Raw genomic sequence first — 12,819 nt, forward strand, 5'->3', positions numbered from 1 at the left:
ACCGTTAATGCATGTCATTCTGGGTTGGATCGTTTTCCTTTAACCGTCGTTTTTTAATTATCAATTACAACGGGGAAAGCTGTGCCCGCTGCTTATATAAAGTCGGTTATTAAAACCGTACCTGATTATCCCAAGCCTGGGATTTTATTTCGTGATGTGACTTCAATTCTTGAAGATCATAAAGCGTACACGTCGAGTATTGAACTTTTGGTAAAAGAGTTCGCTCCATACAATTTCGATAAAGTGGCAGGCACTGAAGCCCGCGGCTTTTTGTTCGGCGCGCCATTGGCGATAGAGCTAGGTATTGGTTTTATACCGGTACGTAAGCCCAATAAACTACCGCGTAAAGTGATTAGCGAAAGCTACGATCTTGAATATGGTACTGACTGTCTTGAAATCCACGAAGACGCCGTCAAGCCAGGTGAAAAAGTGCTGATGTTAGACGACTTGCTCGCCACCGGTGGCACCATGATCGCCACGGCTAATTTGATTAGGCGTTTAGGCGGTATCGTGGAACACGCTGGTTTTATTATTTCACTCCCCGAGCTAGGCGGTGAAGCAAAGCTGCAAGAAATTGGTGTACAAAGTCATTCTATTTGTGAGTTTGAAGGCGAGTAATTAAATAACATGAGCTATCAAGTTCTAGCGCGAAAATGGCGGCCGAATAACTTCAGTGAATTAGTCGGTCAAGAGCATGTCGTTGCAGCCATTTCAAATGCACTTGATAATGACCGCTTACACCACGCTTACTTGTTTACTGGAACACGTGGTGTAGGTAAAACCACCATCGCTCGGATTTTCTCGAAAAGTCTGAATTGCGAATTGGGTATGGGGTCAAAACCTTGTGGCCAATGTTCAACCTGCGTAGAGATAGAGCAGGGCAACTTTGTTGATCTTTTAGAGATTGACGCGGCCTCTCGTACCAAAGTTGAAGACACTCGAGAATTATTAGATAACGTACAATATCGTCCCACTCGCGGCCGATATAAAGTGTATCTAATCGATGAAGTACACATGTTGTCTAAGCATAGTTTTAACGCGTTGCTTAAAACCCTTGAAGAGCCACCCCCTCATGTGAAGTTTTTGTTGGCCACGACCGATCCACAAAAACTACCGATCACCATTTTGTCTCGTTGCTTACAGTTCAATCTCAAAGCCTTATCGCGAGCGCAAATTGCTCAGCAACTCAAGCATGTGTTTAACCAAGAACAACTCGAAAATGAGCCGGAAGCGCTGGCGCAGCTAGCAAGAGCTGCCCAAGGTAGTATGCGTGACGCATTGAGTTTATCTGACCAAGCCATCGCCCAAGGAAATGGCAATGTTAGTTTAAGCATCGTCACCGACATGCTTGGCTTGATGGATAAAACCCAAGTTCTCAAGTTACTGAATGCTGTGCTGAATAAGCAAAATGACTTGGTGTTTGAACTAGTTGAACTGATGTCAGAGCAAGCAGTTGATTATAGCCAAGTGCTTAACGAATTAATGAGTTTGCTACATCAAGTTGCCTTGACGCAGTTTGTGCCTGATGCATGTAAGCTTGAAACGATTTCAGCGCGAGCCATTTATCAGTTAGCAAAAAATGCTGTGCCTGAGCACATTCAACTGCTTTATCAAATCATCTTGCAGGGCAAGCGAGACATGCCGTTTGCCGCGGATGCCAGAACAGGTCTTGAAATGACACTGCTGCGCATGTTGGCGTTTAGCCCAGTGCAGGCCAACACCAGCATTGAAGAGCTAGTGGCCATGACGCCAAGCCCTTCAGTGCAGCCAGAGCAAGAACAACAAGCTCAAGATCGAGAAGCACCGTTAGCACCGTCAGAAAACACCCAATTGGCGTCAACGGTGACAATGGATTCTGCGCTCGAAAAGGCCGAACAGGAACCACAGGTTGGAAAAATAACGCCTGAGGCTGCTCACTCTGGATCCGCTACCGACACGCAAACTAATGCTGCGTTTCAACCATCAGCGGCACCGCAACAGACTTCGGCTGTGCAGAGTGACATTACGCCGCCTCATCAAGGGTCTTCAGTTGAGATAAGTGATGAGCAAGATCTCATAAGCGCTGATAGACCCGCTAACGCAGGTCCTGAGCAAAACCAGCCAACAGATGAAGCATCTGCGCAGCAGCTTGATGATGAATATTACAGTGCGCAAATGCAAGAAATGGAAGCTCAGCAAGCGGACATTTTGCAAGAAGCAGAACACTATATTCAGCGAGAGTATACTGAACAAGCACGTGACGGGCATGTAGAGAAAAGCCATACACAAAGTGCGTCAAAACCACAAAGCCAAACCACCGAAAGTTTACTCGCCTTGCGCCGAAAGTTGACGCAAACCGCGACAGACGAAGAGGAGAATGCCCCTTCAGTAAAAAAGTCTGAAGGAGGATATGATACCAGTCAGTTTTTGCCTGGTGGCAGTGGGCCGGGTGTTGAACCTATGCCAGGGGCGGTGCCAAGAAAGCAATCGACGACCGAACCACCTGTAACCACTGTTGCTCAAAATGTACCTCAGCCAGCCGCCCATGATACTTCATCTACGGACGATGCACTGACTCAAGACGAGCTTAATCAAGACTTACCTCGTGAAAACGTTGCGGGGGGAAATTCTGAATATGAAAAGACTCAAAATACCTTCGAGCCAAACCTAAATAATACCGCTAATGCTGAAGAAGCACCGCCTTGGGCGACTGACGATGCCTATAATGGTAATGCGGCACAAGATGATATCGCTCGCGGTGAAACGACTTTAGATGCAGTAACACCGCCGATTGACGAGCAAGAGAATTTCTCAGATAACGAACAAGCGATTGAAAATACGGTTTTCGACCCCACTGCTCACTTAGCACAAGATTTAGAATGTGAAGTTAACTATGACGTACCAGCATTTCTAGAATCGGGTGAAAAAGTCACTATTGCGCCGCAACTAGATAAATGGAGCGCCTTGATAACACAAATGCAGGTCGCAGCACTGACTAAGCAACTTGCCTTGCACTCAGAGTTCACGCGAGAGGGTGATAAGGTGATACTTAATTTGGTGCAAAGCAAAGAGCACCTCAACACTGAGTCAGCCAAAGAGCAATTGCAACACGCTCTTAGTGACGTGTTACAGCAAGACATTCAGCTAGAAGTACATGTAGGTGACGCAATTAATACACCATTTGCTTTGCAGCAAAGTATCAACCGGGTGAGGTTGGAACATGCTAAGCAGGTGGTAGAAACCAATGAAGCCATTGGCATGTTTAAAGACATGTTCAACGCGCAAGTGCTGACTGATTCAATCAAAGCACGTTAAATTTTATTCCAAAGATTAAGAGAGAAAAGTATGTTTAAAGGTGGAATGGGCAACGTAATGAAGCAAGCGCAACAAATGCAAGAGCGCATGCAGAAGAAACAAGAAGAGCTGGCCAAAATGGAAGTCACGGGCGAGTCAGGTGCGGGCTTAGTGAAAGTCACTATGACCTGTAATCACAACGTACGCCGCGTTGACATCGACGACAGCTTGATGGAAGACGATAAAGAAATGATCGAAGACTTGGTTGCAGCGGCAATTAATGATGCAGTACGTCGTGTGCAAGAAACCACCAAAGAACAAATGGCTGACGTCACTGGCGGCATGGCAATGCCCCCAGGGTTTAAAATGCCGTTCTAACTGTTAGCCCTTCAATCTTTTAGTTCGCCATTGCTTGAAAAGCCATGGCGACAAATAGGGGATAATCACTCTTTCAAAAAGCTCTAGTTTTTTACTAGGGCTTTTTTTGTTTGTTCTGTCTCATTCTGAAATAGGTTGACATAAAGAGGACTTTTTTATGTCGACATCAAGGATTAAAGGCGTTACTTAATTTTAGACTAAAGCAATTTGGGTCAAGCGTCATATTTATATCGTTGTTAGTATTTAACGGCTTAGGAGAGAACGAATTGTATGGCTAAAGATCGCGATCGGTTTACAGATGTAGTGACGTATATTGAAGCTAACCTTGATGAAGAAATTGATCTCGATAAGCTTTGTCAGCACGTGAACTTATCAAAATTTCATTTTCATAGGCAATGCTCCATATACTTTGGCATATCTATAATGGCGCTTGTAAGACTACTGAGACTCAAAAGAGCCGCACTTCAGTTAGCGTTTAGGGGCGATAAAATTATAAATATCGCGATTGAAAATGGCTATGAAAGTCACGAAGGCTTTTCAAGGGCGTTTAAAAAGCACTTCGATAAAAGCCCGTTCGAATTTAGGAAAAAACCTGATTGGACTCCTTGGCAAACTATATATGAACCAGTGTTAATGCTAAGGATTAAAAATATGAATGCGGATCCTGATTGTAAAGTCGAGTTAATTGATTTCCCTGAAACATCAATTGCAGTATTAGAGCACAGAGGCGCGCCGAATTTACTTATAAATACAATACAAGCATTTATCCAATGGAGAAAGATTAATCATCTGCCACCTAGGATAAGCAAAACTTTTAATTTAGTTTATGATGACCCGAGTTCTACCGAGCCAGAAGATTATAGATTTGATATTGGTTGCTCTACTCCTCACGTAATTGATGTAAATGAATATGGGGTGATTAATAAGACAATCCCAGCAGGAAAATGCGCAGTTGTTAGGCATATCGGCAGTGATGACACTATTGGGGAGGTGGTAAATTTCCTTTATTCAAAATGGTTAGATAATTCCTATTTTGAAGCTCGCAATTTCCCGCTATTTTTTGAAAGAGTTAGCTTGTTTCCAGACGTACCAGAGAGTGAAATGATAACTGATATATATTTGCCTATCGCATGACTATCAGGCGACTCCCTTGTTCTTATTACGCGACCAAGCGAACATGAAAAGCATGACTACGCAGTTAAATATTGGCCGACTTGGGATAGAGAAATAGTGATAAACACGTTAGTATGCGCAGCTTGTGACCCATGCGTGGCGTGCTTAAATCTTTGGTTTGTTGTGCATGTCGTTTCGTAATGAATCAGCCTAAATACACGTTTTAGGTATATAGGCGTCACAGTTATATGGCAAATAAACTTACTATTTTAATCAAGGCAGTATAGATGAAACTTAGTCCTCTTATTTTAGAGCTAATTAATGCGTTTAAAGTGTTACCTGGTGTGGGCCCAAAAAGTGCTCAGCGTATGGCGTTTCATTTATTAGAGCGAAATAGAAGCGGTGCCTTGCAGTTGAGCCAAGTGTTGCATAACGCCATGGAGCATGTGGGGCATTGCAAACAATGTCGTACGTTTACTGAAAGTGAATTGTGTGAGATTTGTGCTCACCCTACGCGCAGTGAAGCTGGCACCTTGTGTATTGTAGAATCACCCCAAGACGTGGTGGCGATTGAGCAAACGGCTGAGTTTAAAGGCCTTTACTTTGTGTTGATGGGGCACTTATCGCCTATCGACGGTATTGGCCCAAGTGAAATCGGTTTAGATGAGCTGGCCAATTTACTCGACAATAAAGACTTAAACGAAGTGATCTTAGCCACTAACCCCACGGTTGAAGGTGAAGCGACTGCACATTATATTGGCCAGATGTGCTCAGCACGGGATATTAAAGCCACACGCTTAGCCCATGGTATGCCGGTAGGAGGCGAGTTAGAGTTTGTGGATGGCAATACGTTAACCCATGCTTTTGTTGGTCGAAGAAGCTTGTTATAAGCGAAAATCTGGCGCTTTTTTAACGGTCTTGTTCTTAGGCCGTTCAATATCTCATCGATAGTTACAATTTTTTTGTGTTTTGTATTGAATTGCATGCAAGCGACCTTATCTCCTTACACACAAACAGAAACCAACTAACTTAGGAGATACTTGTCCATGGCTGAAGTTGCCCATCAAGAAACTCATGGCTTTCAAACCGAAGTAAAACAATTACTTCAGTTGATGATCCATTCACTTTATTCGAATAAAGAAATATTTCTTCGTGAACTTGTTTCTAACGCTGCCGATGCAGCTGACAAATTGCGATTCAAGGCGTTGTCTAATGACAGCTTATACGAAGGTGATGGCGATTTATGCGTTAAGTTAAGCATAGATAAAGACGCCGGCTCTATCACTATCAGTGATAACGGTATCGGTATGGACCGCGCCAGTGTTATTGAGCATCTAGGGACTATTGCTAAATCAGGCACGTCTGAATTTTTCAATAATTTATCCGGCGACCAAGCGAAAGATTCACAGTTAATCGGTCAATTTGGTGTTGGTTTTTACTCGGCATTTATTGTCGCTCAAAAAGTCGTTGTGCGCTCACGTGCTGCGGGTGATGACGCAAGTAAAGGCGTTGAATGGACCTCAGAAGGTGAGGGCGAGTTCACTGTTGCTGATATCGAAAAAGCAGATCGTGGAACTGAAATTACCTTGTTCTTACGCGATGAAGAGAAAGAATTTGCCGATGACTGGCGTTTACGTTCGATTGTAAGCAAATACTCTGATCACATCAGCATCCCTGTGATGATGTACAAAGAAGAAATTCCTGAAAGCGAAGGACCAGACGGCGAGAAAGTTCCTGCGCAGCCCGCGAAATGGGAAGCAGTTAACAAGGCAACAGCCCTGTGGACCCGTGATAAGTCAGAAGTCACTGACGACGAGTACAAAGAATTCTACAAGCACATTTCCCATGATTTTACCGATCCATTGGTTTGGTCACACAACAAGGTTGAAGGTAAAACCGAATACAATAGCTTGTTGTATATCCCGGCTAAAGCACCGTTTGATATGTGGAACCGCGATCAGAAGCACGGTCTAAAATTATATGTACAGCGTGTATTCATCATGGATGACGCTGAGCAGTTCATGCCGACGTATTTGCGTTTTGTGAAAGGCTTACTTGATTCAAACGATTTGCCGCTGAACGTATCGCGCGAAATTTTGCAAGACAACAAAATCACTCAGGCTATTCGCCAAGGGTGCACTAAACGTGTGTTGCAGATGCTTGAACGTATGGCGAAAAACGACAGCGAAAAGTATCAAGGTTTCTGGGCTGAATTTGGTAATGTGTTAAAAGAAGGCCCGGCAGAAGATCATGCAAACAAAGAAAAAATTGCTGGTTTAATGCGTTTTGCTTCAACTGATGGTGACAGTGACGCGCAAACAGTCTCACTTGCAGACTACGTTAGTCGCATGAAAGATGGCCAAGACAAAATCTACTACATCACAGCCGATAGCTACAAAGCGGCGAAGTCTAGCCCGCATCTAGAGATCTTCCGTAAGAAAGGCATTGAAGTATTGCTGATGTCAGACCGCGTTGATGAATGGTTAATGTCACACCTTACCGAATTTGACGAGAAATCATTCCAGTCAATTACTCATGGTGAGTTAGATTTAGGCGACTTAGACGACGAAGACAGTAAAAAAGCCCAAGAAGAAGCTGAAAAGCAAGTTGAAGGCTTAACTGAGCGCGTTAAAACTGTGTTAGGCGATAAAGTTGTTGAAGTGAAATTCACCCACCGCCTAACTGATTCACCTGCATGTATTGTTGCTGATGGCAGCGGCATGACTACGCAAATGATCAAATTGATGCAAGCGGCAGGTCAACCAGTGCCTGAGGCTCAGTATCATTTCGAACTAAACCCAGAGCATAGTTTGGTGAAAATGCTAGCGGATGAGCAGGATGAAGAGCGTTTCGGACAATGGACTGAAGTCTTATTTGACCAAGCTGCCTTGTCAGAACAGGGTAGCTTGAAAGACCCAGCAGCCTTTGTGCAGAATTTAAACACGCTACTAATGAATTTAGCAAAATAACGCTAAATTACTCAACATAACGTTAAAAAATGGGCTCTTTAGCCCATTTTTTGTGTATATTATGCATTATTAGATGTTTACAGTTTTGTCCTAAGACATACGTCTTATATGGCTTGTATCTAAAAGGCTGAATGTGTAAAGTTCGGCACAGAATTTTTTAACTTTAAACTTAAGGCGAGGGGAAAGAATATGCGTATTATTCTTCTTGGTGCTCCTGGTGCTGGTAAAGGCACTCAAGCTCAATTTTTAATGGGTAAATACGGCATTCCGCAGATTTCTACGGGTGATATGCTAAGAGCCGCAATTAAAGCAGGCACCGAGCTAGGTAACGCGGCTAAGCGCGTTATGGATGAAGGTAAACTGGTTTCTGATGAGCTTATCATTGGATTGGTAAAAGAGCGCATTGCACAGGAAGATTGCCAAGGCGGTTTCTTACTTGACGGTTTCCCGCGTACGATTCCTCAAGCTGATGCGATGAAAGAAGCAGGCATTACTGTCGATCACGTGATCGAGTTTGATGTACCGGATGAAGTGATTGTAGAACGCATGGCTGGCCGCCGAGTTCACCCTGCATCAGGTCGTGTTTATCACCTGAAGTACAATCCACCTAAAAATGATGGTAAAGACGACGAGACTGGTGAAGACCTGGTTATCCGTGAAGATGACAAAGAAGAAACCGTTCGTCATCGCTTAAGTGTTTACCACGAGCAAACCAAGCCATTAGTGGATTATTACCAGAATGAAGCGAGCGAAAACAACTGCCAGTATCATAAAATTGATGGTACTAAAGGCGTTGATGTCGTGAGTGAGCAATTATCATCTTTACTTGGTTAATTCTCGCTATATAAACGAATGATAGAAAACCCACTGAAAAGTGGGTTTTTTTATGTCTATAATCAGCCTACAACTGTTTCGGATAATGTAAAACGATAAACGTAAACACAATAATATAGGAACCTATTGCTCATGTTACACACACCAATTACTGCATTCTACGGCTCACTACTGGGGATCACCTTCATGTACTTGTCGATTCTTGTGATCAAAGGTCGCAGATCAGGCAAAATCAGTTTAGGTGACGGAGGAGACAACCACTTTCTTGGTGTCATTCGTGCCCACGCTAATTTTGCAGAATACGTGCCTTTGATTTTGGTGCTGATGTTAGTGGCGGAAATTAACCTAGCGCACGTTAGTGTATTGCATAGTGCTGGGGTTGCATTGCTAATCGGCAGATTAGTACATGCCTATGGCCTCAAACACCATTCAGGGGCAAGTTGGCAACGTGTAGCGGGCATGTTGTTAACTTTTGGCGCGTTGATTGGCCTGTCTATCCAGAACCTTGTATTTCTTTATTAACGAGGGTTGAGAGTGTGAAGGGGAAATAAAAAAACGGCGCTCACTAGACGCCGTTTTGATTCACAGGGAACACATCAATTGTTAGCAGGGTTAATTACGACGATTTGCTACCGTCCTCAATTAACTTTTCGTTGCTGCTACCAATTTGAATGGTGCGCGGCTTTTTCGCTTCCGGTACTACACGCTCTAAATTAACGTGCAATAAACCGTTTTCCATTTTGGCGTCGAGCACATTAACGTGGTCGCCTAACTGGAATTTGCGTTCAAAGTTACGTTCCGATATTCCTTTGTGAAGGAATTTTCGCTCTTCGTCTGAGGCAGCTGCTTTGTTGCCTGTGACTTTTAAGGTATTTTCTTGTACCTCAATAGAGACTTCGTTTTCTGCGAAACCCGCAACCGCCATAGTGATGCGATATTTATCTTCGGCTATCAACTCAATGTTGTAGGGAGGGTAGCTAGATTGTTTTTCGTTACGAGAAGCAGTGTCAATCATGGATGCCAAGTGGTCAAAACCAATGAATGAACGGTATAGTGGAGATAGATCGATATTACGCATTTTGCATATCCTCTTTATAAAGCAATATGTGATTAAAGTGTCCCGACTAGCGGCGACGTTAATTAAGTAACGCGTTCCTCGCGTAACCCTAAGGGCTTTGCAGTTTCCTGCCAGATCCGCTTCCTTTGAATCTGTATCGACCCTTTCGGCGTCGACAAATACTATGTAGGGATAGGCACAACATTTTTCAATTAAAAAATTTAAATAAAGTTTTGTTTTAACCTTAAGTTATTGATTTTTATATTTTTATTATTTTGAATAAATCAATAAAAAGCCCACTAAAAAGTGGGCTGTGACCGTTAAATGTCTACTAAGCTATTGCTTAACACCCTCTAGGTTCAACATTAGCTCAACATGGGTGGATGCAGGTCCTAGATTAGTCATGATCCCGTAATCTGCCATGGCGATACGCGTGGTACCTGAGAAGCCGGCACGATATCCACCCCATGGATCTTTACCTTCGCCGATTTTTTCGGCCATGATGATGATAGGTTTAGTGATGCCATGTAAGGTGAAATCACCGAATATTTTTAGACGTTCTCCGCCTAAGCTTTCTACTTTAGTACTGACAAACTTAGCAGTAGGGTATTTTTTGACATATAAAAAGTCTTCGCTGCGTAAGTGCTTATCACGCTCTGCGTGGTTTGAATCAATGCTGTCAGTATTGATATTCACCGAAATGGTAGACGCCTCAGGCTTAGCAGGGTCATAGCTAAATTTACCGTCAAAGGTATTAAAGCGCCCCGTAAGCCATGAATAACCTAGGTGTTGTATCTTAAAGTTAATTGATGCATGTGCGCCAGATGTATCCACTACATAATCTGCGGCAAAGACCTTGCTGGCTAACATAGCAAATAAACCAAATGCTAAAAGTGATTTTCTCATTTCTGTTCCTTTTGTTGTTTTAAGGTAAGCATTCTTACCAGAGTTCTGTCGTTATTAATAAAATGATGTTTGAATGCGCCTAACGCGTGCAAGCTGGCTAATCCAATCAGTGTGTAGGCGAGGTATTCATGGATTAATCCTGCAATATCCTCTTGGTCTTCAAATAAACGCCCGATGGAGCCTAACGTAAACCAGTTAAATACTTCGATGCCACGGTTGTCAGCGGTGGAAATCAAATACCCGCTAATAAACATTGTGAAAATCAATAAGTAAAGAATGATATGTGCTACTTTAGCTCCTTTTTTTTCCCATTTATTGCCTAATGGTTTAGGGCTTGTTTGGCTGATTTTCCAGCTAATACGGACAATGGTTAAAGCAATCAGCAGTATGCCGACACTTTTATGGTAGTGAGGGGCATCAGTGTACCAAGGACTATAATAGTTCAGGTCAACCATCCACCACCCAAGTGCAAACATACCGATCACGATAACGGCGCTGAACCAATGAAACAGTATACTGAGCCAACCATATTGTTGTGATGAATTTCTAAGCATTTCAAGTACCTAATTAAAAACAGATATACTATATCCTTCGTTTAACTGAATTAATATGACAATTTTGTAACGCTTAATATCGATAAATTAGAACGGTTATATCACGCTAACTCCCCATCGAAATGGGGATAGGAGAACACAGTCAAAAGAGCGGCGTGAAGAATGGAGAAAGTGAGAAAGAGTAATCAGTGAAAACAGAAGAGCACCTAACGGTCGGTCGTATTGAAAAACCGACCGTTAAGCTTATGATAAAACGGCTACTTTGCGTGGCGCGCTTTTAGGACTTCGGTAACGTCGCTTAGTGACAAATCACTCGCTTGTAGCAACACCAGTAAATGGTATAGCAAATCAGCGGATTCATTCTTGAGCTCGTCCAAATCTTTTACCGTTGCAGCGAGTGCCGTTTCTACACCTTCTTCACCGACTTTTTGCGCGATACGCTTGATGCCTTTGCTGTAAAGATGAGCCGTGTAGCTTGAATCAGGCGAAGCGCCTTTACGCGAAGCAATGACTTGCTCGAGCTCTGCAATAAAGCTAACTGACGGCGATTTAGCATCTGCCCAGCAGGTTTCAGTGCCTAGGTGGCACGTTGGGCCATTTGGGTAGGCGAGGGCTAAAATAGAGTCTTTGTCACAATCAGCGCTAAGCTCTACTAAGTCTAATGTGTGGCCTGAGGTTTCTCCTTTGGTCCACAAGCGCTGCTTAGAGCGACTAAAGAAAGTAACATGACGCGTTTCAAGGGTATGGTTGATTGCATCAGTGTTCATATAACCCTGCATTAACACCTTACCTGTGGTGGCATCTTGTACGATACAGGGCAATAGGTTGTCCATTTTCTGCCAAGCCAATTGCTCGACGTTTTGCTTATTGATAATCATGTCTTTCTCGTATTCTTCTCAGGTAAATATTGTGCTTAGCAGTACGCTAACGTTTAACCTTGTTTGCGCACTATTAATCGCGAATGGCGACTTGCTGTTCACGTAAGTAGGTTTTCAATTCAGGAATAGGGATAATGCCCTTATGAAACACTGATGCCGCCAGAGCACCGTCTACATCTGCTTGTTCAAATACATCTTTGAAATGCACTTTCTCGCCCGCTCCGCCCGAGGCAATCAATGGAACCGCGCAGTTTTCGCGAATGGCCGCAAGTTGAGTGATGTCATAACCTTGTCGCACACCGTCTTGATTCATGCAGTTAAGTACAATTTCACCAGCGCCATGTTGCTGTACTTCTTTCACCCAGTCAGCCGTTTGCCAGCGGGTAATTTGTGTACGGCTTTCATCTCCCGTGTATTGATGAACTTGGTACTGGCCGGTTTCTTCATTGAAGAAACTATCAATACCGACGACCACGCATTGTTGACCAAATGTGTCATGCAGTTCACGGATAAGGGCAGGGTTAGCAAGAGCAGGGGAGTTAATAGATATTTTATCCGCACCCATTTCAAGAATACGGCCAGCGTCTTCTACAGACTTTATTCCGCCAGCGACACAAAAAGGAATATCAATTACCTGCGCTATGCGGGTTACCCAGCTTTTGTCTACCACGCGCTGATCACTGGATGCAGTGATATCATAAAATACCAATTCGTCAGCACCTTGCTGAGCATAAAGCTCGGCCAGCGGCACAATTTCGCCAATAGTTTCATGGTTACGAAACTTAACGCCTTTTACCACAAGACCATCACGAACATCTAAACAGGGAATAATGCGCCTAGCGAGCATAGTAAACCTT

Annotated in this window: 13 protein-coding genes; 8 read left to right on the top strand and 5 right to left on the bottom strand. The window is 43.4% G+C overall.

Annotated elements, in window-relative coordinates; all coding sequences use genetic code 11:
• Nucleotides 1-81 precede the first annotated feature (81 nt).
• The 8 genes from apt (at nucleotide 82) to FX988_RS19950 (ending at nucleotide 9,089) form a co-directional block, all read left to right on the top strand.
• Complete coding sequence (gene apt / locus FX988_RS19915; RefSeq protein ID WP_007986835.1) at nucleotides 82-618, top strand: adenine phosphoribosyltransferase; 537 nt, start codon at nucleotides 82-84, stop codon at nucleotides 616-618.
• A 9-nt stretch (nucleotides 619-627) separates the two neighbouring features.
• Nucleotides 628-3,294, top strand: coding sequence for a DNA polymerase III subunit gamma/tau (gene dnaX / locus FX988_RS19920; RefSeq protein ID WP_160181815.1), 2,667 nt, complete (start codon nucleotides 628-630; stop codon nucleotides 3,292-3,294).
• Nucleotides 3,295-3,324: 30 nt separating this feature from the next.
• Nucleotides 3,325-3,651, top strand: a complete 327-nt coding sequence (locus tag FX988_RS19925; protein ID WP_006991930.1) for a YbaB/EbfC family nucleoid-associated protein — start codon at nucleotides 3,325-3,327, stop codon at nucleotides 3,649-3,651.
• Nucleotides 3,652-3,921: 270 nt separating this feature from the next.
• Complete coding sequence (locus tag FX988_RS19930; RefSeq protein WP_160181816.1) at nucleotides 3,922-4,785, top strand: AraC family transcriptional regulator; 864 nt, start codon at nucleotides 3,922-3,924, stop codon at nucleotides 4,783-4,785.
• Nucleotides 4,786-5,051: 266 nt separating this feature from the next.
• Nucleotides 5,052-5,654, top strand: coding sequence for a recombination mediator RecR (recR, locus tag FX988_RS19935; RefSeq protein ID WP_160181817.1), 603 nt, complete (start codon nucleotides 5,052-5,054; stop codon nucleotides 5,652-5,654).
• Nucleotides 5,655-5,810: 156 nt separating this feature from the next.
• Entirely contained in the window at nucleotides 5,811-7,733 is a 1,923-nt protein-coding gene (gene htpG, locus FX988_RS19940) for a molecular chaperone HtpG (protein ID WP_160181818.1), read from the top strand.
• A 189-nt stretch (nucleotides 7,734-7,922) separates the two neighbouring features.
• Nucleotides 7,923-8,567, top strand: coding sequence for an adenylate kinase (gene adk / locus FX988_RS19945; RefSeq protein WP_160181819.1), 645 nt, complete (start codon nucleotides 7,923-7,925; stop codon nucleotides 8,565-8,567).
• A 132-nt stretch (nucleotides 8,568-8,699) separates the two neighbouring features.
• Complete coding sequence (locus FX988_RS19950) at nucleotides 8,700-9,089, top strand: MAPEG family protein (protein ID WP_160181820.1); 390 nt, start codon at nucleotides 8,700-8,702, stop codon at nucleotides 9,087-9,089.
• A 94-nt stretch (nucleotides 9,090-9,183) separates the two neighbouring features.
• Here FX988_RS19950 and FX988_RS19955 read toward each other — a convergent pair whose 3' ends face one another.
• The 5 genes from FX988_RS19955 to hisF all read right to left on the bottom strand — a co-directional run bounded on the left by FX988_RS19955 (nucleotide 9,184) and on the right by hisF (nucleotide 12,809).
• A complete protein-coding gene (locus FX988_RS19955) occupies nucleotides 9,184-9,645 on the bottom strand; it encodes an Hsp20 family protein (protein WP_160181821.1) in 462 nt (153 codons plus the stop codon).
• A gap of 315 nt (nucleotides 9,646-9,960) precedes the next feature.
• Nucleotides 9,961-10,530, bottom strand: a complete 570-nt coding sequence (locus FX988_RS19960; RefSeq protein WP_160181822.1) for a YceI family protein — start codon at nucleotides 10,528-10,530, stop codon at nucleotides 9,961-9,963.
• Entirely contained in the window at nucleotides 10,527-11,084 is a 558-nt protein-coding gene (locus FX988_RS19965) for a cytochrome b (protein ID WP_160181823.1), read from the bottom strand. Before FX988_RS19965 ends, FX988_RS19960 begins: the two co-directional genes overlap by 4 nt.
• Nucleotides 11,085-11,341: 257 nt before the next feature.
• Nucleotides 11,342-11,962 carry a bifunctional phosphoribosyl-AMP cyclohydrolase/phosphoribosyl-ATP diphosphatase HisIE gene (gene hisIE, locus FX988_RS19970; RefSeq protein ID WP_160181824.1) on the bottom strand — a complete coding sequence of 207 codons (621 nt, stop codon included), beginning with the start codon at nucleotides 11,960-11,962 and terminating at the stop codon, nucleotides 11,342-11,344.
• A gap of 73 nt (nucleotides 11,963-12,035) precedes the next feature.
• Nucleotides 12,036-12,809 (bottom strand): imidazole glycerol phosphate synthase subunit HisF, encoded by a 774-nt coding sequence (gene hisF, locus FX988_RS19975; protein ID WP_008306277.1) that lies wholly within the window; start codon nucleotides 12,807-12,809, stop codon nucleotides 12,036-12,038.
• Between the last annotated feature and the right edge of the window lie 10 nt (nucleotides 12,810-12,819).

This window comes from Paraglaciecola mesophila (assembly GCF_009906955.1).
In the GTDB taxonomy this organism is placed as follows: Bacteria; Pseudomonadota; Gammaproteobacteria; order Enterobacterales; family Alteromonadaceae; genus Paraglaciecola; species Paraglaciecola mesophila_A.